The organism is Roseateles sp. GW823-FHT07B05 (assembly GCF_058794515.1).
Genome location: NZ_JBXAGX010000001.1, coordinates 567591 through 593140, shown reverse-complemented (window position 1 = coordinate 593140; position 25550 = coordinate 567591). Strand labels below are relative to the sequence as shown.

The window sequence follows — 25550 nt, the reverse complement described above, 5'->3', positions numbered from 1 at the left end:
TTCAAGCGAGGAACGTCACAACCGCGACCCTCAGCCCCCGGGGAAACACCCAGGCCAGCGAGGCCAAAGAGCGCCTCACTAAACTGGTGCGATGAAACCGCTGGATGGCCTGCATTGGCCCAACCGCTTCGCGGCGCTGGGACCCGATTTCTACACCGAACTGCCGGCCCAGGGCCTGCCCAACCCGCACTGGGTCGCCACCAGCCCCGCCTGCGCTGAGCTGCTGGGCTGGCCCGCCGACTGGGCCGCGCGCGACGGCGCGCTGGGCGTGTTCTCCGGCAATGCCACCTGGCCCGGCATGCGGCCGCTGGCCTCCGTCTACAGCGGCCACCAGTTCGGCGTGTGGGCCGGCCAGCTGGGCGACGGCCGCGCGCTGTGGCTGGGCGAGGTCGACGCGCCCGCCGGCCCGCTGGAGCTGCAGCTCAAGGGCGCCGGCATGACGCCCTATTCCCGTCGCGCCGACGGCCGCGCCGTGCTGCGCTCGTCCATCCGCGAGTTCCTGTGCTCCGAGGCCATGGCCGCCCTGGGCGTGCCGACGACGCGCGCGCTGTGCATCACCGGCTCGCGGCTGCCGGTGCGGCGCGAGTCCATCGAGACCGCCGCCGTCGTCACGCGCGTGGCGCCCAGCTTCATCCGCTTCGGCCACTTCGAGCATTTCGCGCACCACGAGCAGCTGGACGCGCTACGCCGACTGGCCGACTGGTTCATCGCGCACCACGCACCCGAATGCGCCAGCGCGCCCGAGCCTGCCGTCGCGTTGCTGGAGAAGGTGGCGCTGCAGACGGCAGACCTCGTCGCGCACTGGCAGGCCATCGGCTTCTGCCACGGGGTCATGAACACCGACAACATGTCCATGCTGGGCCTGACGCTGGACTACGGCCCGTTCGGCTTCATGGATGCGTTCGACCCTGGCCACATCTGCAACCACAGCGACGACCGCGGCCGCTACGCCTACGCGCGCCAGCCCGGCGTCGCGTTCTGGAACCTGCATGCGCTCGCGCAAGCGCTGCTGCCGCTGCTGCCCATCGACACCGATCAGGCCGCCGAGGCGTCGGGCGAGCGGCTGCTGGAAGCCGTCGAGGCCTTCCGCGGCCGCTTCGCGAGCCAGATGCTCGCCCGCATGCGCGCCAAGCTGGGCCTCACGGGCGAAGACGCCGGCGACCAGGCGCTGGCCGACGACTTCCTGAAGCTGATGGCCGCGTCGCGCGCCGACTTCACGATCACGTTCCGCCGCCTGTCCCGGGCGCTGAGCACGCCCGAGCCGCTGCGCGACATGTTCCTGGACCGCGACGCGCTGGACGCCTGGCTGGCCCGCTGGCGCACCCGCGTGTCGCCCGACGCCGAGGCGCGCATGCTGGCCGTCAACCCCGCCGTCGTGCTGCGCAACCACCTCGCCGAGGGCGCCATCCGTGCCGCAGATCACGGCGACTTCAGCGAAACCGAGCGGCTGCTGAAAGTTCTGAGCCGCCCGTTCGACGAACCCGAGAACCCCGGCGACGCGGCCCTGCCGCCCGACTGGGCCCAAGGCCTCGAAGTCTCCTGTTCATCATGAAGAGCTTGAAGCCCCTCGTCCAAGGAGTACCTTGGCCGGTCCCCCTTGGGGACGGCGATGCCGCCCGGCTTGACCGCGCGGCACATCGCCATGACGGGCCGGCTAGGGAGCGGCCCGGCGCTCGGCCCGAAATCCTCATCCTCGGAAAGGCCCATTGACATGACCTACCCCATCCAAAAGACCGACGCCGAATGGCGCGAGCAGCTGGACACCATGCAGTACCAGGTCGCCCGCCACGCGGCCACGGAGCGCGCCTTCACCGGCAAGTACTGGGACCACTTCCAGGACGGCCACTACAACTGCATCGGCTGCGGCACGCCGCTGTTCGAGGCCGACACCAAGTTCGACGCCGGCTGCGGCTGGCCCAGCTACTGGGCGCCGGTCAACAGCGAAGTCATCGAGCGCATCGTCGACCGTAGCCACGGCATGGTGCGCGTGGAGGTGCGCTGCAACAACTGCGGCAGCCACCTGGGCCATGTGTTCCCGGACGGCCCGGAGCCGACCGGTGAGCGTTACTGCATCAACTCGGCCGCCATCGACTTCGTGAAAGACAATCCTTGAGCTCGGGGACAGATCGCCCGAGCGGCGCTCGGCGCCCTGCCCTCGACTGATTCAACATGAAGTTATTGCTCGACTTTCTTCCGCTGATCCTCTTCTTCGTCGCCTTCAAGGGCGCGGAAGGCAACCCCGACGCCGCGGCTGCGTTCGCGACGCAGCATTTCGGCTTCCTCGTCCAGGGCGGCGTCGTGGGCCCCACGGAGGCGCCGGTGCTGCTGGCCACCGTGGTGGTCATGCTGGCCACGCTGGCGCAGGCCGCCATCCTGAAAGTGCGCGGCCAGAAGATCGACCTGATGCTGTGGATCAGCCTGGCGCTGGTGGTCGTGCTGGGCGGCGCGACGATCTGGTTCCACAACGAGACCTTCATCAAATGGAAGCCCACCGGCCTGTACTGGGCCATGGCGCTGACGCTGTGGATCTCGCTGGCGATGTTCCGCAAGAACCTCATCCAGGCGATGCTGGGCGCGCAGCTGGCACTGCCCGACGCCATCTGGGGCAAGCTCAACCGCGCGTGGGTGCTGTTCTTCGCGGCCATGGGCGTCGTCAACCTCTACGTCGCCTACAACTTCTCCACGTCGGCCTGGGCCAACTTCAAGGTCTTCGGCGTCACGGGCCTGATCCTGCTGTTCACCGTCGCGCAGAGCCTGTACCTCGGCAAGCACCTGCCGCCGGAAGAGGACGGCAAATGACCATCGCCGCCGACATCGAGCGCCGGCTGCAGGCCGAGCTGGCCCCGTCGCTGCTGACGATCCGCGACGACAGCGCCGATCACGCCGGCCATGCCGGGGCCCGCGAAGGCGGTCACTTTCATGTGACTGTCGTGTCACCCCGCTTTACCGGTCTGCAAAGATTGGCGCGGCATCGCCTCGTCTATCATTGCCTGTCCGACCTGATGCAGCGCGGAATCCACGCCCTGGCGATCGATGCCAAGGCGCCGGGCGAATCCTGAAGGTCGAGCATGATCGAACCGCGCGCCCCGTTCCGGGCGCGATTTTTTTAGCACCACCTCATCCCACCCATGAAGAAGTTTGCGCTCGCCGCCATCGTCGCGGCACTGGTTCCGGCCGCTGCCATTGCGCAGAACGTCGCCACCGTCAACGGCAAGCCCGTGCCCAAGGCGCGCGTCGAGACGCTGATCCAGCAGGTCACCAAGAGCGGCCAGCAACAGCGCTCGCCGGAGCTGGAAGCCCAGGTCAAGGACGAAGTGGTCCGCCGTGAGATCTTCATGCAGGCCGCCGAAGCCCGCGGCATCCCGCAGAGCGCCGACTACAAGGCCCAGCTGGACCTGGCCCGCCAGATGCTGCTGATCCGCGGCCTGATGGAAGACTACAAGGCCAAGAACCCCGTCTCCGACGCCGACGCGCAGACCGAGTACGACAAGTTCAAGGCCGCCAACACCGGCAACGAGTACCGCGCCCGCCACATCCTGGTGGAGAAGGAAGAAGACGCCAAGGCACTGATCGCGCAGATCAAGGGCGGCGCCAACTTCGAGGAACTGGCCAAGAAGAACTCCAAGGACACCGGCTCCGCGCAGAACGGCGGCGACCTGGACTTCGCCAACCCCAACAACTTCGTGCCCGAATTCAGCAAGGCCATGACGGCGCTGCAAAAGGGCGAGATGACGCAGGAACCGGTGAAGAGCCAGTTCGGCTACCACATCATCAAGCTCGAAGACATCCGCGCGGCCACGTTCCCGGCCTTCGACGACGTCAAGGCGCAGATCAAGCAGCGCATCGAGCAGCAGAAGATGGCCGAGTTCCAGGACGGCCTGATCAAGAAGGCCAAGACCGACTACACCTTCAGCAAGTAAGGCCCGCCGGCCTCGCCTGCCCCGAGACCCGCTCCGGCGGGTCTTTTGCCATCTGGACCCAAGCCCCACCATGTCCGACGCCCTCAGCACCCGCCTCGTCCACGCCACCGGTGGCGACCGCCATTCCGGCGGCGTCCACGTGCCCGTCCATCCGTCCGTGCAGTACGCCTACGAGAACGTCGAGGACCTGATCGGCGTGTTCCAGGGCAAGGTCAAGGGCAGCTTCAACTACGCGCGCCAGGGCACGCCGACGACGGCGGCGCTGGAGGCCGTCGTCACCGAGCTGGAGGGCGGCACCGGCAGCATCAGCTTCGCCACCGGCATGGCGGCGCTGACGGCGCTGTTCCTGACGCTGCTGAAGGCCGGCGACCACCTCGTCACCAGCGCCCGCGTGTTCGGCAACACCAACAGCCTGTTCCAGACGCTGGAGGGGCTGGGCATCGCCGTCAGCCGCGTCGATGCCGGCGACGTGGCCGCCGTGCAGGCCGCGCTGCGGCCCGAGACGCGCATGGTGTTCGCCGAGACCATCGCCAACCCCAGCACGCGCATCCCCGACCTCGAAGGCATCGGCGCGCTGTGCCGCGAGCGCGGCCTGCTGTACGTCGTCGACAACACGGTCACGTCACCGGCGCTGTGCCGGCCCAAGCGCTTCGGCGCCGGCCTCGTCATGAACTCGCTGACCAAGACGCTGGCCGGCCACGGCGAGGCGCTGGGCGGCATGGTCACCGACACGGGCTGCTTCGACTGGGCCAGCTACCCCAACATCTTCCCGGCCTACCGCCAGGGCGACCCGCGCGGCTGGGGCCTGCAGCAGATCCGCAAGAAGGGCCTGCGCGACATGGGCGGCACGCTGTCCAGCGAAGCGGCGCACCGCATCCTCGTTGGCATGGAGACGCTGGAACTGCGCCTGCGCCGCAGCAGCGACACGGCGCTGGCGCTGGCCCGTCACCTGGCCGCCCACCCGGCCATCGCCAAGGTGCACTACCCGATGCTGGAGAGCCACCCCGAGCACGCCCGCGCCCGCGACTGGTTCGGCGGCGGCTCGTGGATGATGGCTTTCGAGCTGGGCGACGCCGGCCGCCTCGTCGAGGTGCTGAACCGCCTGCGCCTGCCGCTGAAGGCCACCGGCCTGGCCGACACGCGCACGCTCATCATCCCGGTGGCGCCGACCATCTTCTGGGAGATGGGCGCCGAGGCCCGCGCCGCGATGGGCATCGCCGACGGGCTGGTGCGGCTGTCGGTGGGGCTGGAAGCCCCGGAAGACCTGATCGCCGACTTCGACCAGGCGCTGGCCTAAGCCGCGAGCCGCCCCGCCTCGATGCGCAGCTGCCGCTCGCAGCGCGCCGCGATCTCGCGGTCGTGCGTGACCAGCACCAGCGTCGTGCCGGCCTCGCGGTTCAGCTCGAACATCAGTTCCATCACCGCCGCGCCGGTCGCGAAGTCCAGGCTGCCGGTCGGCTCGTCGGCCAGCAGCAGCGCCGGCCGCTGCACGAACGCACGCGCCAGCGCCACGCGCTGCTGCTCGCCGCCCGACAGCACGCGCGGGTAGTGGCCCAGGCGTTCGCCCAGGCCCACACGGTCCAGCATCGCCGCGGCCTGCTCGCGGGCATCGCGCGCACCGCGCAGCTCCAGCGGCAGCATCACGTTCTCCAGCGCCGTCAGGTTGGGCAGCAGCTGGAAGCTCTGGAACACGAAGCCCAGCTCCTTCGCCCGCACCGCGGCGCGCTGGTCCTCGTCCAGCGTGAACAGGTCCTGCCCGCGCAGCTTGACGGTGCCGCCGCTGGGCACGTCCAGGCCCGCGAGGATGGCCAGCAGCGTGCTCTTGCCGGAGCCGGACGCGCCAACGATGGCGACCGACTCCCGCGCGGCCAGCGTGAAGCTGATGTCATGCAGAATCGTCAGCTCCCCGGTCGCGTCGCGCACGCGCTTGGTGATCTGATCAACTTGGACAAGGGCTTCGGGCATGTCGGGACTGCGGCGTCGTGGGGTGTTGGCGCACTTTAGCCTGGGGGTGATGGCCAGCTGGTCGTCAGGGGTGGTGGCCGCGGCCGAGGCGCCCGTCATCCTCGTCGTCGGCGACAGCCTGTCGGCCGAGTACGGCCTGAAGGCCGGCGACGGCTGGGTGGCGCTGCTGCAGGCGCGGCTGGCACAGCAGAAGAAGCCGCACCGCGTCGTCAACGCCAGCATCAGCGGCGACACGACGGCTGGCGGCCGCAGCCGTCTGCCCGCCGCGCTGCGCACGCACAAACCGGCCATCGTCGTCATCGAGCTGGGCGGCAACGACGCGCTGCGCGGCCTGCCGCTCAGCAGCACGCGCGACAACCTGCTGACCATGGCGAAGGCGGCCCAGGCCGCCGGTGCCAAGGTCATCGTCGTGGGCATGCAGGTGCCGCCCAACTACGGTGCCAGCTACGGCCGCGAGTTCGAGGGCCTGTTCGCCGATGTCGCGAAGCAGGCCCAGGCGGCGCTGGTGCCCTTCCTGCTCAAGGGCGTGGCGGACCGTGCGGATGCGATGGACTGGTTCCAGCCCGACCGCATCCACCCGCTGGCCAAGGCGCATCCGGCGATGCTGGACAACGTCTGGCCGGCGCTGAAGCCGCTGCTGTAGCAGCAGCCGGCCGCGCGCTCAGTTCTCGTTCTGGTTCGGGTTGCGGCGCGGGCCGTCCTGGCGGCCGCGCTGCGGGCCGTCGTTGCGGGGCGGCTGGGCCTGCGGCTGCGGCTGGGGTTGCGGCATCTGCGCGCGCGGCGGCTCGGGCTGGCGAATCGGCATCTCGACGCGGCGCGGCGGCTCCATCGCCGGCGCGCGCTGCTCGGGCATGGGCGCGGGCCGTGGCTGCTCGAACTGCGGCGGCTGCACGCGGCGCGGCTCGTCGCGGCGCTCTTCACGCCTTTCTTCACGCCGCTCCTCGCGACGGTCCTCCCGGCGCTCCTCGCGCTGCGGCTGCTGCTGGCGCCAGGGCATGTTGTTGTCGCCGCCCGCACGCGGCGGCTCGAAGGACGGGCGCGGCTGGGCCACGGGTGCCTGCGGCTGCACGACCGCGGGCATCGCAGGCTGCGGGCCGACGACCTCGGGGGCCCGCGGCTGGGCCTCGCGGCGGATCGGCAGCGCGTTGTCGCTGCGCCAGCCCATGCCGGGCTCGCGGTCACGTTCGCGCTCGCGGTGGCGCGGCACGTCGCTGTCGGCCGGCCGCGTGGGCACGGGCGGCAGCACGGTGGTCAGGTCGCCACGGCCCGGGGCCACGGGCAGCGGGCGGCTCCAGCCCGGCTCGGGCTTGCGGTCGGGGCCGCGCACGGGCAACGGCTGGATGGCGGCGCCCGGCGCCGGCAGCGTGCTGACGGCCGACGGCGTGTCGCGGTAGCGGTGCGGGCGCTGCACGGTGACGGGGTCGCGCAGGTCGCGCGGATCGTTCACGCGGTGCTCATAGCGCGGCGTGTGGCGGTAGGCGGGGCGGTAGACCTCGCGCGGCGCCAGCGGGTACCAGCCGTAGCGCGGCGGCGGCGGACGGCTGCCGATGCTGATGCCCACACTGACCGAGCCGCCGCCCACCCAGCCGACGAGCGCCGGCGCGTAGACGGGACGGTGCACGTAGGCGCCTGGCGACCAGCACCAGCGCCCGCCCCAGCTGACCCAGCGACCGTAATGGAACGGTGCGAAGCCCCACGGCGCGTCGTCCACCCAGGTCCAGCCCCAGTGGCGCGACCAGACCCAGCGGCCGTAGCGGTACGGCGCCCAGTCGACGACGGTCAGCGTGGTCGGCACCCACACGGTGCCGTACTCGGGCGCGGTCTCCCAGCGGCCGTAGCGGTCCAGGTCTTCGGCGCCAGTCATCTCGGCGGACACGTAGCGCGCCACGGGCCGGTCGCCCTCGTCGCGGCTCTCGGCCAGCACCCAGTCGCCGAAGCCGTCGCTGTACAGCGGGCCGCGCTCGGCGCGCGGGCCGTCGGGCCACCACAGCTCCACCTGCTCGCCGGTGCCCATGACCACCGGGGCGGCGGCACGCGCCCACTCGAAGCGCATGCGGCCCTGCAGCACGTAGATCTTGCTGCCGCGATCCAGCTGCTCGACGCGGTACAGCCCTTCGCGCTCGGGCTGGGCCGTGCCCTCGCGCGTCCGCAGCCGCGTCTCGGCGACGTTCTCGGCATTGCGCAGCCGGATGGCCACGTCGCCGCGGTCGATCTGCAGCAGCGTCTGGCCGTCGTCGAGCTGGGCGAGTTCCAGGTCACTGCGCTCGTCCACCCAGACGGTCGTGGAGCCCACGCGCAGCGACACGCGGCCGCGCTCGTCGGTGCGCACGCGGTCGCCCTCGGCGACGGTCTGGTTGCGGGTCAGGCGTGTCCATTCGCGGCTGTCGTGGTCGAACAGCCAGGCGTCGCCGACGACGCTGACAACCCGACCGGCGCGCGACGGCGGATCGCGGTCACCGTCTTGCGCCTTGGCCGCGGGCACGACGGCCACCAGCAGCGCCATCGCGAGGATGCGCCAGTGGCGGCGGGACAGGACGAGCCTGGATTCGGTGGACTGGGTCATGAGCCTGTGCTCCTTTGCGCCTGCGCAACGCGGCAGACGCCGCGGCGGTGCACCGCGCTTACAAGTGTTTCAAGGGTCAATCGTCGTCGGCGTTCGGGTCCAGCTCCGGGAACAGCACGGACGTGTAGCCAAAACGCGTGAAGTCGGTAACGCGCATCGGGTACAGGATGCCGTCCAGATGGTCGCACTCGTGCTGCACGACGCGGGCGTGGAAGCCGTCGGCGATGCGGTCGATAGGCTGACCGTCCGCATCAAAGCCGCTGTAGCGGATGCGCTCGTCGCGCGCGACGACGCCGCGCAGCCCGGGCACGGAGAGGCAGCCCTCCCAGCCCTCGGTGCGCCCGCCGTCCAGCACCTCGATGACGGGGTTGATGAGCACGGTGGGCGGCACGGGCGGCGCGTCGGGGTAACGCACGTTCTTCGAGTAGCCGAAAATGACCAGCCGCAGGTCGACGCCGATCTGCGGCGCGGCCAGGCCGGCGCCGTTGGCGGCGGCCATGGTCTCGAACATGTCGGCGATCAGCGCCTTCAGCGCGGGCGTGCCGAACTCGGTGACCGGCCTGGCGACGCGCAGCAGCCGCGGGTCGCCCATCTTCAGAATCTCGTGAACCGCCACCGCGGGCTCCTTGGGCTATCGTGAGTGGTGATTTTAGGAAGCGCTCTTGCTTGATTTCATCGACGACCTCGGCCACGGCATCTACGCCATCGACACCGGCTTCCAGCGCCCGCGCTTCGACGCCGCGTTCCTGATGGTCGAGGGCGGCCGGGCCGCCTTCATCGACACCGGCACCAACCACGCCGTGCCGCGCCTGCTGGCGGCGCTGAACGCACTGGGCCTGGCGCCGGAGGCTGTCGACTGGGTCATCCCGACGCACGTGCACCTGGACCACGCCGGCGGCGTGGGCCTGCTGATGGAGGCGCTGCCGCAGGCCCGCGCGCTCGTGCACCCGCGCGGCCTGCGCCACCTGGTGAACCCGACGGCGCTGTGGCTGAGCGCGCTGAGCGTCTACGGCGAGGACGAGATGCAGCGCAGCTACGGCAAGCTGGTGCCGGTGCCGGCCGAGCGCGCCGACGCGTCGCACGACGAGCAGGTCATCCACCTGGCCGGGCGGCCGCTGCGCCTCATCGACACGCCGGGCCATGCCCGGCATCACCACGCGATCTGGGACGAGAAGAGCCGCAGCTGGTTCACGGGCGACACCTTCGGCCTGTCCTACCGCGACTTCGACGTGGACGGCCGCGCCTGGATCCTGCCCACCAGCACGCCGGTGCAGTTCGAGCCCGAGGCGCTGAAGGCCACCGTCGCGCGGCTGCTGGCCGCCGAGCCGCTGGCCATGCAGGTGACGCACTACGGCCGCATCGGCGGCTCGGTGGACGAGGTGCAGCGGCTGGCCGCGGTGATGCTGGCGCAGGTGGACGAGATGGTGGCGCTGGCCGAGTCGCTGCGCACCGCGCCCGACCGGCACGAGCGACTGAAGGCGGCGCTGCTGGACGGCTACCTGGCCCATCTGCGTGCGCACGGGCACCGCGACGGTGCCGCCGCTGCCCAGTGGCTGGCGATGGACGCCGAGCTGAACGCACAAGGCCTGGAGGTCTGGCTGGACCGGCCGGCCCGCTGACAGGGCGAAGCGCCCCGCGGCGGTGCACCACGCGCTGCCACGGGGCATTTCCCGGCCGCCGCACCCCGGGATGGGGGCGGCCAAGCCCCCGGAGGACGCGGGCGCCTGTGCAGGCACGCGTCTTGCGAAGAATGGTTCGAGAGGTCGCGCTTGCGCCGGCCCCTTGGGATGTCTCGCCAACGGTGGCGACCCCCAACCGACCGGCCCCGACCGAGCAGACAGCTGCTTGCGGGGCTTTTCTTTTTGGTGCCTCCGAATCGATCGCCCGCGACCCGGACGGCGGCACCCGCTTCGCAAGAACAGACCATGCACATCGTCCTCATCGGCCACGGAATGGTGGGCCAGAAATTTCTCGAATGCCTCGCTGAAGGCCCGGCCGCCGGCCAGGTGCAGGTGACGGTGCTGTGCGAGGAGCCGCGCCCGGCCTACGACCGCGTGCACCTGTCCGAGTTCTTCTCGGGCAAGTCGGCCGAGGACCTGTCGCTGGTGCCCGCGGGCTTCTTCGAGAAGACGGGCTTCAACCTGCGCCTGGGCGCCAAGGTCGCGTCCATCGAGCGGCGCGACCACACGCTCAAGCTGGCCGACGGCGAGGTCATCGCCTACGACAAGCTGGTCATCGCCACGGGCTCCTACCCCTTCGTGCCGGCCGTGCCGGGCCGCGACCGCCCGCACTGCCACGTCTACCGCACCATCGAGGACCTGGAAGGCATGCAGGCCAGCGGCTCTGTGTCAAAGAGCGGCGTCGTCATCGGCGGCGGCCTGCTGGGGCTGGAATGCGCCAAGGCGCTGCGCGACATGGGCCTGCACACGCATGTCGTCGAGTTCGCGCCGCGCCTGATGGCGGTGCAGATCGACGAGACCGGCGGCCGCGTGCTGCGCGAGAAGATCGAGGCGCTGGGCGTGGAGGTGCACACCAACCGCAACACCGTCGAGATCACCGACGGCGTGTCGGCCCGCCACCGCCTCGTGTTCACCGACGGCACCTGGCTGGAGACCGACATGCTGGTGTTCTCCGCCGGCATCCGCCCGCGGGACGAACTGGGCCGCCAGTGCGTGCTGGCCACGGGTCCGCGCGGCGGCATCGCCGTCGACGACCACTGCCGCACCAGCGACCGCAACGTCTACGCCATCGGCGAGGTGGCGTCGTGGCGAGAGCAGACCTTCGGCCTCGTCGCCCCCGGCTACGAGATGGCCCGCGTGGTGGCCCGCCACATCGCCGGCGACGCCGAAGCAAGCTTCCCCGGCGCCGACATGAGCACCAAGCTCAAGCTGATGGGCGTGGACGTGGCCAGCATCGGCGACGCGCATGCCAAGACGCCCAAGGCCCGCAGCTACCAGTACGTGGACGAGCGCAAGCAGGTCTACAAGAAGATCGTCGTCAGCGAGGACGGCCAGTTCCTGCTGGGCGCCGTGCTGGTGGGCGACGCCGAGGAGTACGGCACGCTGCTGCAGATGGCGCTGAACGGCATCAAGCTGCCGGCCGACCCCGAGTTCCTCATCCTGCCGAGCAGTGACGGCAAGGCCAAGGTCGGCATCGGCCCCGACGCGCTGCCCGACAGCGCGCAGCTGTGCTCGTGCAACAACGTCACCAAGGGCCAGATCTGCGCGGCCGTCGGCGAGGGCTGCGCGACCATCGGCGACATCAAGGCCTGCACCAAGGCCGGCGCCACCTGCGGCGGCTGCGTGCCACTGGTCACGCAGGTCATGAAGCTGGAGATGGCCAAGCGCGGCATGGCCGTCAACAACCACCTCTGCGAGCACTTCCCGCACTCGCGCCAGGAGCTGTACCACCTGATCCGCGTCGGTGGCCTGAAGACCTTCAGCGAGCTGCTGGCCAAGCACGGCAAGGGCCTGGGCTGCGACATCTGCAAGCCCGCCGCGGCGAGCATCTTCGCGTCGTGCTGGAACGACTTCGTGCTCAAGCCCGAACTGGCCGCGCTGCAGGACAGCAACGACTACTACCTCGGCAACATCCAGAAGGACGGCAGCTACTCGGTCGTGCCGCGCATGCCGGGCGGCGAGGTGACGCCCGACGGCCTCATCGCCGTGGGCCAGGTCGCCAAGAAGTACGGCCTTTACACCAAGATCACCGGCGGCGCCCGCGTGGACATGTTCGGCGCGCGCGTGGAGCAGCTGCCCTTCATCTGGGAGGAGCTGATCGCCGCCGGGTTTGAATCCGGCCACGCCTACGGCAAGAGCCTGCGCACGGTGAAGAGCTGCGTGGGCAGCACGTGGTGCCGTTATGGCGTGGACGATTCCGTCGGCCTGGCCGTCGAGATCGAGAACCGCTACAAGGGCCTGCGCGCGCCGCACAAGATCAAGTTCGGCGTGTCCGGCTGCACGCGCGAATGCGCCGAGGCCCAGGGCAAGGACGTCGGCATCATCGCCACCGACAAGGGCTGGAACCTCTACGTCTGCGGCAACGGCGGCATGAAGCCGCGCCACGCCGAGCTGATCGCCAGCGACCTGAGCAAGGCCGACCTGATCAAGTACGTCGACCGCTTCCTGATGTTCTACGTGCGCACGGCCGACCGCCTGCAACGCACCAGCACCTGGCGCGACAACATGGAGGGCGGCCTGGACTACCTGAAGAGCGTCGTCATCGACGACAAGCTGGGCCTGGGTGCCGAACTGGAAGCGCAGATGCAGGCCGTCGTCGACACCTACCAATGCGAATGGAAAACCGCCGTGACGACGCCTGAAGTGCGCCAGCGCTTCCGCAGCTTCGTCAACAGCGACAAGGCCGACGAAAAGATCATCTTCGTCGAGGAGCGCGGCCAGATCCGCCCGGCGCGGCCGGAAGAACGCGCCGAAGAAGCCCAACCCGCCTGAGCCCAGCCAAGGAGTACCGCATGAGCAACAGGACCTTCACCCCCATCTGCAGCGTCGACCAGATCCTGCCCGACACCGGCGTCGCCGCGCTGGTGGACGGCCGCCACGTGGCCGTGTTCCGCGTCGGCGCGGACCGCTTCCACGCCATCGACAACATCGACCCGCGCTCCGGCGCCAGCGTGCTGTCTCGCGGCCTCGTCGGCAACCTCGGCGAGCGCATCGTCGTCGCGTCGCCGCTCTACAAGAACCATTTCGACCTCCGCACCGGCGAGTGCCTGGAAGCGCCCGAGCAGTCGGTGCGCGCGCACGCCGTGCAGGTGCAGGACGGTCGCGTGCTCGTCGCGCTGGCCTGACGCCACGGCCCCGGCAGGCCTGAGGGCCGCGCCAAGACCTTCTCCCCGGTGGCAACGACGCCACCGCTTCGACCTCGAACCGCAAACGCCCCCGCCGCACCGGCTGGGGCGTTTGCGCTTGTTCATCCCTCTTGCCCCTCCACGAAAGACAAGACCATGGCCTACGTCGTCCCGACCGAGTTCGTCACCAAGATGGTGGACGCCGGTGAATCCAAGCTGCTCATGTCCACCCGCGACACGCTGATCCGGTCCTACATGGCCGGCGCCATCCTCGCGCTGGCCGCCGCCTTCGCGGTGACCGTCACGGTCAACACCGGCAACCCGCTGGTGGGCGCCATGCTGTTCCCGGTGGGCTTCATCCTGCTGTACCTGATGGGCTTCGACCTGCTGACCGGCGTGTTCACGCTGGTGCCGCTGGCCGTGCTGGACAAGCGGCCCGGCGCCACCTGGGGCGGCGTGTTTCGCAACTGGACGCTGGTGTTCTTCGGCAACTTCGCCGGCGCGCTGACGGTGGCCGTCTTCATGGCCATCATCTTCACGTTCGGTTTCAGCGAGGCGCCCAATGCCGTCGGCCAGAAGATCGGCCACATCGGCGAGGGCCGCACGGTGGGCTACGCGGCCCACGGCGCCGCCGGCATGCTGACCCTCTTCATCCGCGGCGTGCTGTGCAACTGGATGGTGTCCACCGGCGTCGTCGCGGCCATGATGTCCACGTCCGTGTCGGGCAAGGCCATCGGCATGTGGATGCCCGTGATGGTGTTCTTCTACATGGGCTTCGAGCACAGCATCGTCAACATGTTCCTGTTCCCGTCGGGCCTGATGCTGGGCGGCCAGTTCACGCTGATGGACTACCTGATCTGGAACGAGATCCCCACCGTCGTCGGCAACCTCGTGGGCGGTCTGACGTTCGTCGGGCTGACGCTGTACTCGACCCACTACAAGACGGCCCCGAAGCGGGTGCTGGTCAAGTGACGCTGAGGCTGGCCGTCGGCCAGCACTCCGACGCCGGCCTGAAAGCCCTGAACCAGGACTTCCACGGCGTCGCGCAACCGACCGACGCTCAAGCCCGCTCACGCGGCATCGCGCTGGCGATTGCCGACGGCATCAGCAGCAGCCCGGTCAGCCAGGTCGCCAGCGCGGCCGCCGTGCGCGGCTTCCTGGAGGACTACTACGGCACCTCCGACGCATGGACCGTGCGCCGCGCCGCGCACTGCGTGCTGTCCGCCACCAACGCCTGGCTGCACGCCGAGAGCCAGCGCGGCGAGGGGCGCTTCGACAAGGACCGCGGCCATGTCTGCACCTTCAGCGCCCTCGTCTTCAAGGGCCGCGAGGTGCACCTGCTGCACGTGGGCGACACGCGCGTCTACCGCGTGCACGCCACGGCGCTGGAGCCGCTGACGCAAGACCACCGCGTGCGCGTCTACGGCGGGCAGACCTACCTGGGCCGCGCGCTGGGCTTGAGCGCCCACCTCGACATCGACCACGCCTGCTGGCCCGCCGAGATCGGCGAGACGCTGCTGCTGGCCACCGATGGCGCCTACGAACACATCGACGCGGCGCTGGTCAACGACACGCTGGCCACGCACGGCGCCAACCTGCAGGCCGCCGCCGAGGCGCTGGTGGCCGCCGCGCTGGCGCGGGGCAGCCAGGACAACGTGACCGTCATGCTGGTGTGCGTGGAGTCCCTGCCGCGCGACATCGCGCCGCCTGTCAGCCGCGACGACCTGCGCCTGCCGCCCCAGCTGTCGCCGCGCCAGCAGTTCGAGGGCTACCGCGTCGTGCGCGAGCTGCAGCACACGGCCCGCAGCCAGGTCGTCATGGCTGTCGATGCCGACGGGCGCGAATGGGCGCTCAAGCTGCCCACGGCCGAGCTGGCCGGCAACGCGCGCGAGCTGGACCGCTTCGCCACCGAGGAATGGGTGGCGCGCCGCGTCGACAGCCCGCACGTCATCAAGGCCGCGCCGGCAGAGGCGAAACGCGAGCACCTGTTCACCGCTGTCGAGTTCGTCCACGGCCAGACGCTCGCCCAGTGGATGACTGACCACCCGCAGCCGGGGCTGGACGAGGTGCGCGGCATCGCCGACCAGATCGCCCGCGGCCTGCAGGCGCTGCATCGCAAAGAGATGCTGCACCAGGACCTGCGGCCCGAGAACCTGATGATCGACAGGCAGGGCACGGTCATCCTCATCGACCTGGCCTCGGCCCACGTGGCCGGCTTGAGCGAAGGGCTGGGGGACGCCCGCGCGCTGGCGCTGGCCGGCACACTGCAGTACACGGCGCCGGAGTACTTCACGGGCGACGGCGGCTCACCGCTGAGCGAGCTGTTCTCGCTGGCCGTGCTGGTCTACCAGATGCTGACCGCCGCCCTGCCCTACGGCCTGCAGGTGCCGCAGGTGCGCGGCGAGCGCGACCTGCACAAGCTGCAATACGTGCCGCTGCGCACGCGCCGCCCCGACCTGCCGGAATGGCTGGACCGCGTGCTGAAGAAGGCACTGCAACCACAGCCGGCGCGGCGACAGCAGGCGCTGTCGGAGTTCCTGCACGACCTGCACGCGCCGGGGGCTGAGTTCATGACTCGGGACCGCACGCCGCTGCAGCAACGGCATCCGCTGCTGTTCTGGCGGGCGTTGACGGTGGTGTTTGGGCTGGCGACGGTGGTGCTGCTGGGGCTACGCGTTAGCGGACGTTGAAGGCGACGACAGCAAGGACTGGCATCATCAGCTGCACATCATGCGCAGGGTCAAATCAATGCTTCGCTATCTCTTGATGGAAGGCTGGTCGAACACCACAGAAGACTTCGGCTCAGTTGTATTCAAGATAGGCAAGAGCATCGGCATCGTTGGAAGAGTCTTCGGCGTACTGCTACTGCTCCTCCTTCCCGTCGCCTGCCTCATCTCTACGGACATCCTTCTGCTGGCCGGCTACGCAGGTGGCTTCGCGGCGCTCGCATTTGCCACGACCGAGCTACTTGCTCGCGCACTGATGCTGATCGGAAACGCGATCTCAAGCCAATCGCAGTGAAGCCAGAGGTATTGAGTGAACGCGGTGCTCACCTCAACAGACCGCGATACACCCCACCCGAACCTCAGACGTCCAGCCCCAACTCCTGAATCTTCCGCGTGATCGTGTTCCGCCCGATGCCGAGCTTCTGCGCGGCCTCGATACGGCGGCCGCGGGTGATGTCCAGCGCGGTCAGGATGAGCTGAGCCTCGAAGCGCTTGGTCAGCGCGTCCCACACGTCCGTCTCGCCGGCGGCCAGGCGGGCGCGGGCGTCGGCGGCCATGTCGGCCAGCCAGCCTTCGCCGCTGCTGGTGCTGGCCGGTGCGGCCGTCGGCAGCGGCGCGCTGGCGCTGGGCTGCGCCACCGGCGCGCTCGTCATCGCCGTGACGGACGGCGCGGGCACATAGCCCGGCTGCAGTTCGTCCGGCAGGTCCTTGGGTTCGACGACCTGGCTGGGCGCCATGACGCTGAGCCAGTGGCAGATGTTCTCCAGCTGGCGCACGTTGCCGGGGAACTCGAAGTTGGTCAGCACCGCCAGCGCGGCATCGCTGAGGCGCTTGGGCTCCACGCCCAGTTCGGTCGCGCTGCGCTGCAGGAAGTGGCGGGCCAGCGAGGGCACGTCTTCCTTGCGCTCGCGCAGCGGCGGCAGGCGCAGGCGGATGACGTTGAGGCGGTGGAACAAATCCTCGCGGAACACGCCCTGGCGCACGCGCTCTTCCAGGTTCTGGTGGGTGGCGGCGATGACGCGCACGTTGCTGCGCATCGGGCTGTGGCCGCCGACGCGGTAGAACTGGCCGTCGGACAGCACGCGCAGCAGCCGCGTCTGCAGCTCGAACGGCATGTCGCCGATCTCATCCAGGAACAGCGTGCCGCCGTCCGCCTGCTCGAAGCGGCCGCGCCGCGACGCCTGCGCGCCGGTGAACGCGCCGCGCTCGTGGCCGAAGAGTTCGCTTTCCAGCAGGTCCTTCGGGATGGCCGCGGTGTTGATGGCCACGAACGGCCCCTCGCCACGCGGGCTGTGCTTGTGCAGCGCGCGGGCGACGAGCTCCTTGCCCGAGCCGCTCTCGCCCGTGATCATCACGGTGACGTTGCTCTGCGATAACCGGCCGATCGCACGGAACACGTCCTGCATCGCCGGCGCCTGGCCCAGCATCTCGGGCACCTGCGCGGCGGCTTCCTGCTCGCCGGCTTCGCGCTGACTTTCCTCCTGCGCACGGCGGATCAGCTCCACGGCGCGCGGCAGGTCGAAGGGCTTGGGCAGGTACTCGAACGCGCCGCCCTGGAAGGCCGACACGGCGCTGTCCAGGTCGGAGTAGGCCGTCATGATGATGACGGGCAGCGCGGGCAGCTGCGCCTTGACCTTGGCCAGCAGTTCCAGCCCCGAGCCGCCGGGCATGCGGATGTCGGAGACCAGCACCTGCGGCGTGTCGTCGGCCAGCGCGGCGAGCATGTCGCGCGCATTGCTGAATGACCGCACCGGCAGGCCCTCGCGGGCCAGTGCCTTTTCGAGCACGAAGCGGATCGAGTGATCGTCGTCTACAACCCAGATGGATTTCATGCGTTTCCTCTGCCGCACCCTGGGCCTTGTGAGATCAGGGCAAGGGCAATGTGATTCTGAAGTTCGTCAGGCCCGGCTCGCTCTCGCAATCGATCATCCCCTGGTGCTGTTGGGCAATCGTCTGCGCGAGCGTGAGTCCGAGCCCCGAGCCGCCATCCCGCCCGGAGACCAGGGGGAAGAAGATGCGATCCCGGATCTCGGCGGGGACGCCGGGACCGTTGTCCTCGATATGCAATTCCAATGCCAAGCGCCAGCGCTGCTTGCCGATCGTGACCTGCCGGGCCACGCGCGTGCGCAGCACGATCTGCGCGTCACCGGCCGTGATGCGCGGCCCCAGCACCTGAGCGGCGTTCTGCACGATGTTCAACACCATCTGGATCAGCTGCTCGCGGTCGCCACGGAAGTCGGGCAGCGAGGTGTCGTAGTCGCGCGTGAGCGTGAGGCCCTTGGGATGCTCGATGAGCACCAGCGCCCGCACGCGCTCGCAGATCTCGTGGATGTTGACGTCGCCCACCACCTGGGCCTTGCGGTGCGGCGCCAGCAGCCGGTCGACGAGGCTTTGCAGCCGGTCGACCTCGTGGACGATGACCTGGGTGTACTCGGTCAGCTCGGGGCTGCCGTCCTGCAGCTCCAGCGCCAGCAGCTGCGCCGCGCCGCGGATGCCGCCCAGCGGGTTCTTGATCTCGTGCGCGAGGTTGCGCGTGAGCTCCTTGGTGGCCTGCACCTGGTCGTGGTTGCGCTCGTCGCGGTCCTGGCGGGCCAGCTGCGCGATGTCGATGAGCTCGACGAGCACGCGCGGCGCGCCGTCGTCGGCGGCGTCCATCTGCGACACGATGACGTGCACCGGCAGGCCGTCCTCATGCGCCCAGGCGCCGCGGCGCAGCTGGGCGTCGAAGCGGCTGCTGGAGTACTGGTTGGCGGCCACGCCGGCGAGCGTGTCGAGCAGCCGGTGGGCGTCGTCGAACCAGTCGGGCAGCTGGGCCTTGTGCACCGCGCGGCGCGACAGCCGCATCGTGTTCTCGAAGGCCGCGTTGGCGAACAGGCATTCGCCGTCGGCGCTGACGACGACCACCATGGTCGCCAGCAGGTCCAGGCCGGCGAATTCGGCCGGCAGCAAAGAGGTTTCAGTCATGGGGCGCCGAGGCGCCGTGCGCCTCAGGGAAGCTTGGAGATTTCGCGCTTGAGCGCCTGCACGTCGGCCTCGTAGCGGGCCACGTTGTCCTTGAGCTCGGCCATGCGGTCGAGGTACTTCTGGTAGTTGCGCTCGTCGCCGCGGCGCTCCTGGCCGGCAGCGAACTCCTTCTGCGCATTGCCCAGGCGCTCCTCGGCCTGACGCAGTTCGGTCTGCAGCACGCGGCGGCGCTCGTCGTCGCGCACGCGCTGCTGGCCGGCATCCACGCGGCCTTCAGCACCGCGCGCCTCCGAGGACGATGCGGCGGCCGGCGCGCGCGGCTTGGCCGTCTGCACGACGGTGATGGGCGTGCCCTCGATCGTGCGGCAGCCCTTGTCGTGCGCCTCCTTGGCGGAGAGCGCGTCGGTGTAGAGCACCGGCGGGCCGGGGCAGCGGTACACCGTGCCCTGGGCCTGCGCGCCCAGGCTGGCAAGGACGAGCAGCGGGGCCAGCAGTCGGTTCAGCATGGCGGCATTGTGGACCAGGAGCATGGGCAGCAATGGACATGAAAAAGGGGCCGCAGCAGCGGCCCCCTTTTGCGGGGATGACCCAGGCAGCGGTGAGGCTGCCCATGGCCATCACAGCGCGTAGTACATGTCGAATTCGACCGGGTGCGTGGCCATGCGGAAGCGGGTCACTTCCTGCATCTTCAGGTCGATGTAGGCGTCGATGTAGGCATCGGTGAACACGCCACCCTTGGTCAGGAACGCGCGGTCCTTGTCCAGGTATTCCAGCGCCTGGTCGAGGCTGTGGCAGACGGTCGGGATCTTCGCGTCTTCTTCCGGCGGCAGGTGGTACAGGTCCTTCGTGGCGGCTTCGCCCGGATGGATCTTGTTTTCCACGCCGTCCAGGCCGGCCATCAGCAGGGCGGCGAAGCACAGGTACGGGTTGGCGGAGGGGTCCGGGAAGCGCGCCTCGACGCGGCGGCCCTTGGGGTTCGCCACGTACGGGATGCGGATCGAGGCCGAGCGGTTCTTGGCCGAGTAGGCCAGCTTGACCGGGGCTTCGAAGCCAGGCACCAGACGCTTGTACGAGTTCGTACCCGGGTTGGTGATGGCGTTCAGCGCGCGGGCGTGCTTGATGATGCCGCCGATGTAGTACAGCGCGAAGTCGCTCAGGCCGGCGTAGCCGTCACCGGCGAACAGGTTCTTGCCGTCCTTCCAGACGGACTGGTGAACGTGCATGCCGGAGCCGTTGTCGCCCACCAGGGGCTTGGGCATGAAGGTCGCGGTCTTGCCGTAGGCGTGGGCGACGTTCTGGATGATGTACTTCTGCAGCTGCGTCCAGTCGGCGCGCTCGACCAGCGAGCTGAACTTCGTGCCGATTTCCATCTGGCCGGCGTTCGCCACTTCGTGGTGGTGAACTTCGACGGGGATGCCCATCTGTTCGAGGATCAGGCACATCTCCGAGCGCATGTCCTGGCCGCTGTCGACCGGGGGCACGGGGAAGTAGCCGCCCTTGACGGTGGGACGGTAGCCGGAGTTGCCGTGCTCGTATTCCTTGGACGAGTTCCAGGCGCCTTCTTCCGATTCGATCTTGAAGAACGAGCCGGACATCTCGTTGCCCCAGCGGACGCTGTCGAACACGAAGAACTCGGGTTCCGGGCCGAAGAAAGCGGTGTCGCCCAGGCCGGAGGACTTGAGATACGCCTCGGCGCGCTTGGCCAGCGAACGCGGGTCGCGCTCATAGGCCTTGCCGTCGGTCGGGTCGATGACGTCGCAGGTCAGGATCAGCGTCGGCTCTTCGAAGAAGGGGTCGATGTTGGCCGAGTTGGGATCCGGGATCAGCAGCATGTCCGAGGCTTCGATGCCCTTCCAGCCGGCGATCGAGGAGCCGTCGAACGCGTGGCCCGACGTGAACTTGTCTTCGTCGAAATGGGAGACCGGCACGGTGACGTGCTGTTCTTTGCCACGGGTATCGGTGAAGCGGAAGTCGACGAACTTGACTTCGTTCTCCTTCACCAGGTTCATCACATCGGCGACGGTCTTGGCCATCAATTGCTCCTACGGGATCGAGGGGGTGGGTTGCCGCTGGAAGCGCACACGCGCCCCAGCCACGGGGGAAAGCAAAGCAGTTTGCATGCCAGATGCACCGACATGGGTTGCAGCTCGGCTGCTCGGGTCATTATCGTTGTGGGGCCGGTGATGGCCAGGGTTCTATCGCACCATCTCGGTGCTGATGGATGCACCAAACTGAATCACGCCCTCTTTCAGTGCGGAATAGGCGGCTTCCAGCTGCTCAGCGCTGCCCTTCACGCCCAGCTCGATGCAGCGGCCCCACTGGGGGTGGTCGACGCTCGGCAGGCTGAACACCTTGATGCCGGCGAAGTCGGCCTCCACCCGCTCCATCAGAGGCGTGAGGCTGGCTTCCATGGCCCCCTGGACGATCAGCGAGCGCTCCGTGACCCCGACCTGGCGATGCAGTTGCGGGTAGCGGTCCAGCACCCAGGCCATCATCGGATGGGCCATGACGGGGAAACCTGGCACGAAGTGGACGTTGCCGACGAAGAAACCCGGAATCTTGTTGAAGGGGTTGGGAACGATGCCCGCGCCCTCCGGAAACACGCCCATCTCGAAGCGGCGCACCGTATCGGGGTGATCCGCGTCGACCGTCTGGCCCTGCTCGGCGGCCATCTGCTGCACGCGCTGCCAGATCAGCTCGCGCGCCTCGGCGTGCAACGCCAGCGGCCGGCCCAGCGCCGCGGCGGCGGACTGGCGGGTGTGGTCGTCCGGCGTGGCACCGATGCCGCCGCAGCTGACGACGAGGTCGCCGCTGGCGAAGGCCTCGCGCAGCCGGGCGGTCAGCTGCTCGCGGTCGTCGCCCAGGTACTGCGCCCAGGACAGCTGCATGCCGCGCTCGGCGAGCAGCTCGATGAATTTGGCGAGGTGCGAGTCGCGGCGTTTGCCGGACAGGATCTCGTCGCCAATGATGATCAGTCCAACTTGCATGGGCTTCAGGCTCCCGGGAGAACTTCGGAGATGACGACCGGCTCACCGGCCCGCTGCGCCTGCAGCGCCGCCAGCGCGTAGTGCGTGAACCAGGCCGTGGAGAACGCAAACACCAGCGTGTAGAGCCAGATGGCCAGCAGCACGGTGAAGGGCGCAAAGATGATGCCGGCCACGCCGGAGACGGCCCAGACCAGCGACGGCACGGCGCCCAGGTAGCCGCAGACGACGCCCATGGCCAGCATGGGCACGCGGTGGACCTTGAGCAGCGCGCGGCGCTCGTCGGCCGAGGCGTGCTCGGCCAGCACGTCGAAGCCGAACACGCGGTAGGTCAGCCAGCCCCAGATCAGCGGCGGCAGCACCATGACCAGCGGCGGCACCAGCCACAGCGGCATGGACAGCACGATGAGCACCAGCGCCAGCAGCGTGGCGCCCAGCGACGCGAAGACGCTCTGCGCCAGCGTGCCGCCGCGCTTCTTCTCCAGCAACGGGAAGCGCCGCTCGGCGACGAGCCGCACGATGGCCGGCGTCATGCACAGCGCCACCAGCAGCAGGCTCAGCAGGATGACGACGGGCAGCACCCCGGCCAGCACGACGATGTTGGCCAGCACGCTGCGGAAGGACTGCAGGCCGAACGAGTCCAGCCAGCGCAGCAGGCTCTCGACGAGCAGCCAGCTCTCCAGCGTGGCCCGCACGCTGGCGATGGCGCCTTCCCAGAAGAAGAACATGAAGCCGAACGCCAGCACGCCGGAGACGACCAGCGGCAGCAGCGACAGGCCGATGACGCGCGGATGCAGGCAATAGGCGGCGGCGCGCCAGAAGGAGTCGATCAAGCTGTTCATCGGGGCCGGAGTATCCCCGCGCACGGCCTGGCGTGACTCAGGGCATGGTCAGTGCCACACCAGCCGCACCAGCCCCAGCCACTGCTGGCGCCAGAAGCCGCGGCCGTAGTCGCGGCCGCCCTCCTCGGGCAACTGGTCGCGCACGCCGGTGGGGTCGAAACGGTTGTCGAAGCTGGCCGTGCGGAACAGCTGGTCCCAAGCCGTCAGCAGGATGCCGAAGTTGTGCCCGCCCAGCGTGCCGCGGCCGTTCGTCTCATGCCCGATGCCGATGCTGTGGTGCAGCCGGTGGAAGCGCGGGCTGACCAGCAGCCGCTCGCCGAGGGCGCCGAAGCTCAGCCGCACGTTGGCGTGCTGCAGGCTCTCATGCAGTTGCGTGATGACGGTGATGGCGACGAACTGCCCCGGCTCCACGCCGATGAAGCGGGCCAGCAGCGCGAACGCGGTGCCGAGGATGACGTCGTCCAGCAGGTGGTTGCGGTTGTCGCTCCACATCGTCATCTGGCGCTGGCTGTGGTGCAGGCTGTGCAGCGCCCACCACCAGTTCATGCTGTGCTGCCAGCGGTGCAGCCAGTAGCCGGCGAAGTCGAACACGACGAGGTACAGCAGCAGGCTGACCCAGGCAATGTCGGTGACGCCGGGCCAGATGCCGTCCAGCTGCCACGTGGACAGCCCCGCCAGGCGCAGCTGCGCGGCGGCCCCGTCCCACAGCGGCTGGATGGTGAAGAACATCGCCAGCCGCACCAGGCCCAGCCGGTGGATCAGCGTGTAGAGGACATCGGTGCGCACACCGGCGCGATCGGTCACCGGCTCCACGGGCCAGCGGCGCTCCAGCAGCCGGATGCCGACCAGCAGCACGACGATCTGCAGCAGCCCCAGCAGCAGCCAGCCGGTCGCATCGAACGCGTCCTCCAGCAGGTTGCCCAGGCCCAGCCCGAACACGATGGGCTGCACGACGGACTCGTACAGCGCGAGTTGCAGGCTGTCGAAGGTGTTGGAGATCCAGTCGATCACGGCTTCTTGAGAAGGGGTGCGTATCTTGGATGATCGCGCAACGGCGCGAAGCACATGCCGCGCTGCTCCAGGCCCGTCATCAGCGGCTCCAGCACGGCGGGTGCCCAGGGGTCCTGCCGCTCCCAGATGCCCAGGTGGGCCACGAGGATGTCGCCGGGCCGGATGTCGCGCAGCGCCTTCTCCAGCAGCACCGCGTTCGGGTTGCTCTGGCTGGGCAGCTCGTCACCCAGGAAGCCCGCGCGGCTCCAGCCCACGTGCGTGAAGCCGCAGGCCTTGGCCGCGTTCAGCAGCGCGGCGGACGTGCGGCCCGCCGGCGACCGGAAGATCGGCGACAGCGGCTTGCCGGTCATCGCCATGAAGCGCTCGCCGACCTTCTTCAGGCTGGCGCAGTACTGCTCGGCCGTGACCTCGCGGACCACCGGCGGCTGGATGCCCGCCTGCGTGCGCACCTTGAAGCGCGTGACCTTGCCGTCAGCGTCCGGCAGGTCTTCCAGGAACACGTCGTGGTCCCAGGTGTGGGAGCCGAAGTCATGGCCCTCGGCCACGCGCTCGCGCCACCACGGCGCCCAGGTCTCGTCCAGCGTCGTGCCGCCGGTCTTGGTGGGCTCGCTGGCGAGGAAGAACGTCGCCTTCGCGTTGTGCCGCTTCAGCGTCTCCGCGATCAGCGGCGCCACGCCCATGTGGCCGGTGTCGAACGTGAGGTAGACCGGCTTGTCGCAGCTCGGCTGCGCAGTGGCCGCGGTGGCCACCAGCGCCAGGAGCAACGCCTTCATAGCCTGGGCTGATGGTCCAGCGTCCAGATGCCGTGCGGCGACTTGCCGACCTTGACCTGGCGCACGACCTTGCGCGTCGTCGTGTCGATCTGCGTGACCTTGCCGGCCCAGCGCGACGTGACCAGCAGCGTCTTGCCGTCGGTCAGCAGCTCCATGTCGTCGGGGCCGGCCGGCGCGGCGAACTGGTCGACGACCGTGAACGTCGCAAGGTCGATCTTGCTGATGGTGTTGCCGGCGCGGTTGGACACCAGCACGTGGCGCTTGTCGCCCCAGGCGCGGAAGGAGTGCGCGCCGTTGCCTGTCTGGATGCGGCGCGCCAGCTTCGGCGCCGCACCGCTGACGTCCCACACCTCGACGAACTTGTCGCCCGTCAGCCCCACCAGCAAGTGCTTGTCGTCCGGCGTCAGGTAGATGTCGGCGGGCATCTTGCCGACCGGCGTCTTCCACTTGACGGCCTGCGTCGCCAGGTCGATGGCCAGCAGCTCGTCGCTGTCCTGCAGGCTGACGTAGAGCGTCGTGCTCTTGGTGTCGATGTTCAGGTGGCTGGGCGTCTTGGGCGCCGGGATGCGCTTGACGAGCTGCAGCGGCTCAGGCGCAGCGCTGCCCTGCCAGCGGTACAGGTCCACGCGGTCCAGCCGGTTGGACGCGGTGACGAACCACTTCATGTCCGGCGAGAAGCGCAGGTGATAGGGGTCGGGGATGCCGCGCACCACGCGCTGGACCTCGGCCGTGCGCGGGTCCAGGAAGGTCAGCGAGTCACCCAGCGCGTTGGCGACGATGAGCGACTTCTCGTCGGGCGACAGGTAGAGGTGGTGCGGCTCCTTGCCCGTCGGGATGCGCTTGACGACGGTGAAGCTGACCGGGTCGATGACGGCGATGTCGGCGTCCAGCGAGTTCAGCACGAACACCGGCGGACGCGCCTGCTGGGCCTGCGCGCCCAGCGCCGTCACCATTGCCAAGGCCATCGCCCAACTGCGCAACATCCCGTACTCCCGTCG

General features: G+C 69.3%; 25 protein-coding genes. 13 read left to right on the top strand and 12 right to left on the bottom strand.

Features of this window, described 5'->3' with window-relative positions; all coding sequences use genetic code 11:
• Nucleotides 1-91: 91 nt before the first annotated feature.
• The 6 genes from AC1Q7O_RS02375 (at nt 92) to AC1Q7O_RS02350 (ending at nt 5217) form a co-directional block, all read left to right on the top strand.
• Nucleotides 92-1552, top strand: a complete 1461-nt coding sequence (locus AC1Q7O_RS02375; RefSeq protein WP_492658592.1) for a protein adenylyltransferase SelO — start codon at nt 92-94, stop codon at nt 1550-1552.
• Between the two features lie 159 nt (nt 1553-1711).
• A complete protein-coding gene (gene msrB, locus AC1Q7O_RS02370) occupies nt 1712-2113 on the top strand; it encodes a peptide-methionine (R)-S-oxide reductase MsrB (RefSeq protein WP_492658593.1) in 402 nt (133 codons plus the stop codon).
• Between the two features lie 56 nt (nt 2114-2169).
• Nucleotides 2170-2799, top strand: a complete 630-nt coding sequence (locus tag AC1Q7O_RS02365) for a septation protein A (RefSeq protein ID WP_492658594.1) — start codon at nt 2170-2172, stop codon at nt 2797-2799.
• Nucleotides 2796-3059, top strand: a complete 264-nt coding sequence (locus tag AC1Q7O_RS02360; RefSeq protein WP_394511562.1) for a BolA family protein — start codon at nt 2796-2798, stop codon at nt 3057-3059. Before AC1Q7O_RS02365 ends, AC1Q7O_RS02360 begins: the two co-directional genes overlap by 4 nt.
• A 69-nt stretch (nt 3060-3128) precedes the next feature.
• On the top strand, nt 3129-3920 hold the full coding sequence (locus AC1Q7O_RS02355) for a peptidylprolyl isomerase (protein WP_492658595.1): 792 nt from the start codon (nt 3129-3131) through the stop codon (nt 3918-3920).
• Between the two features lie 70 nt (nt 3921-3990).
• Nucleotides 3991-5217, top strand: coding sequence for a cystathionine gamma-synthase family protein (locus tag AC1Q7O_RS02350; RefSeq protein ID WP_492658596.1), 1227 nt, complete (start codon nt 3991-3993; stop codon nt 5215-5217).
• Here AC1Q7O_RS02350 and AC1Q7O_RS02345 read toward each other — a convergent pair.
• Nucleotides 5214-5885 carry an ABC transporter ATP-binding protein gene (locus tag AC1Q7O_RS02345; protein ID WP_492658597.1) on the bottom strand — a complete coding sequence of 224 codons (672 nt, stop codon included), beginning with the start codon at nt 5883-5885 and terminating at the stop codon, nt 5214-5216. The genes AC1Q7O_RS02350 and AC1Q7O_RS02345 overlap by 4 nt on opposite strands.
• Before the next feature lie 49 nt (nt 5886-5934).
• Here AC1Q7O_RS02345 and AC1Q7O_RS02340 point away from each other — a divergent pair, with 49 nt between their 5' ends.
• The gene (locus tag AC1Q7O_RS02340; protein WP_492658598.1) at nt 5935-6528 is read left to right on the top strand and encodes an arylesterase; all 594 of its coding nucleotides are present in this window, start codon (nt 5935-5937) and stop codon (nt 6526-6528) included.
• Nucleotides 6529-6546: 18 nt separating this feature from the next.
• Here the strand turns inward: AC1Q7O_RS02340 and AC1Q7O_RS02335 are convergent, their stop codons facing one another.
• Nucleotides 6547-8448, bottom strand: a complete 1902-nt coding sequence (locus AC1Q7O_RS02335) for a DUF6600 domain-containing protein (protein ID WP_492658599.1) — start codon at nt 8446-8448, stop codon at nt 6547-6549.
• A 76-nt stretch (nt 8449-8524) separates the two neighbouring features.
• Nucleotides 8525-9064 (bottom strand): peptide deformylase, encoded by a 540-nt coding sequence (def, locus tag AC1Q7O_RS02330; protein WP_492658600.1) that lies wholly within the window; start codon nt 9062-9064, stop codon nt 8525-8527.
• A gap of 46 nt (nt 9065-9110) precedes the next feature.
• Between def and AC1Q7O_RS02325 the strand changes: the two genes are divergently transcribed.
• From AC1Q7O_RS02325 to AC1Q7O_RS02300, 6 genes are all read left to right on the top strand, one after another.
• Entirely contained in the window at nt 9111-10067 is a 957-nt protein-coding gene (locus AC1Q7O_RS02325; RefSeq protein WP_492658601.1) for an MBL fold metallo-hydrolase, read from the top strand.
• Nucleotides 10068-10373: 306 nt separating this feature from the next.
• Nucleotides 10374-12899, top strand: a complete 2526-nt coding sequence (nirB, locus tag AC1Q7O_RS02320) for a nitrite reductase large subunit NirB (RefSeq protein ID WP_492658602.1) — start codon at nt 10374-10376, stop codon at nt 12897-12899.
• A gap of 20 nt (nt 12900-12919) precedes the next feature.
• On the top strand, nt 12920-13252 hold the full coding sequence (nirD, locus tag AC1Q7O_RS02315) for a nitrite reductase small subunit NirD (protein ID WP_492658603.1): 333 nt from the start codon (nt 12920-12922) through the stop codon (nt 13250-13252).
• 156 nt (nt 13253-13408) lie between these two features.
• Complete coding sequence (locus AC1Q7O_RS02310) at nt 13409-14224, top strand: formate/nitrite transporter family protein (protein WP_492658604.1); 816 nt, start codon at nt 13409-13411, stop codon at nt 14222-14224.
• Nucleotides 14221-15942 (top strand): bifunctional protein-serine/threonine kinase/phosphatase, encoded by a 1722-nt coding sequence (locus tag AC1Q7O_RS02305; protein WP_492658605.1) that lies wholly within the window; start codon nt 14221-14223, stop codon nt 15940-15942. The genes AC1Q7O_RS02310 and AC1Q7O_RS02305 overlap by 4 nt, the downstream gene beginning before the upstream one ends.
• Nucleotides 15943-15982: 40 nt before the next feature.
• A complete protein-coding gene (locus AC1Q7O_RS02300; protein ID WP_492658606.1) occupies nt 15983-16273 on the top strand; it encodes a hypothetical protein in 291 nt (96 codons plus the stop codon).
• 64 nt (nt 16274-16337) lie between these two features.
• Here AC1Q7O_RS02300 and ntrC read toward each other — a convergent pair whose 3' ends face one another.
• The 9 genes from ntrC to AC1Q7O_RS02255 all read right to left on the bottom strand — a co-directional run bounded on the left by ntrC (nt 16338) and on the right by AC1Q7O_RS02255 (nt 25535).
• Complete coding sequence (ntrC, locus tag AC1Q7O_RS02295) at nt 16338-17810, bottom strand: nitrogen regulation protein NR(I) (RefSeq protein ID WP_492658607.1); 1473 nt, start codon at nt 17808-17810, stop codon at nt 16338-16340.
• 34 nt (nt 17811-17844) lie between these two features.
• A complete protein-coding gene (gene glnL, locus AC1Q7O_RS02290) occupies nt 17845-18942 on the bottom strand; it encodes a nitrogen regulation protein NR(II) (RefSeq protein ID WP_492658608.1) in 1098 nt (365 codons plus the stop codon).
• Between the two features lie 23 nt (nt 18943-18965).
• Nucleotides 18966-19448 (bottom strand): hypothetical protein, encoded by a 483-nt coding sequence (locus tag AC1Q7O_RS02285; protein WP_492658609.1) that lies wholly within the window; start codon nt 19446-19448, stop codon nt 18966-18968.
• Between the two features lie 111 nt (nt 19449-19559).
• Complete coding sequence (gene glnA, locus AC1Q7O_RS02280) at nt 19560-20975, bottom strand: type I glutamate--ammonia ligase (protein ID WP_492658610.1); 1416 nt, start codon at nt 20973-20975, stop codon at nt 19560-19562.
• Between the two features lie 162 nt (nt 20976-21137).
• Nucleotides 21138-21929, bottom strand: a complete 792-nt coding sequence (locus tag AC1Q7O_RS02275; protein WP_492658611.1) for a competence/damage-inducible protein A — start codon at nt 21927-21929, stop codon at nt 21138-21140.
• A gap of 5 nt (nt 21930-21934) precedes the next feature.
• Nucleotides 21935-22768: an EI24 domain-containing protein gene (locus AC1Q7O_RS02270; RefSeq protein ID WP_492658612.1), complete on the bottom strand. Its 834-nt coding sequence runs from the start codon at nt 22766-22768 to the stop codon at nt 21935-21937.
• 48 nt (nt 22769-22816) lie between these two features.
• The gene (locus tag AC1Q7O_RS02265; RefSeq protein WP_492658661.1) at nt 22817-23776 is read right to left on the bottom strand and encodes a sterol desaturase family protein; all 960 of its coding nucleotides are present in this window, start codon (nt 23774-23776) and stop codon (nt 22817-22819) included.
• A complete protein-coding gene (locus tag AC1Q7O_RS02260) occupies nt 23776-24552 on the bottom strand; it encodes a polysaccharide deacetylase family protein (RefSeq protein WP_492658613.1) in 777 nt (258 codons plus the stop codon). The genes AC1Q7O_RS02265 and AC1Q7O_RS02260 overlap by 1 nt, the downstream gene beginning before the upstream one ends.
• Nucleotides 24549-25535, bottom strand: a complete 987-nt coding sequence (locus AC1Q7O_RS02255) for a YncE family protein (protein ID WP_492658614.1) — start codon at nt 25533-25535, stop codon at nt 24549-24551. Before AC1Q7O_RS02255 ends, AC1Q7O_RS02260 begins: the two co-directional genes overlap by 4 nt.
• Between the last annotated feature and the right edge of the window lie 15 nt (nt 25536-25550).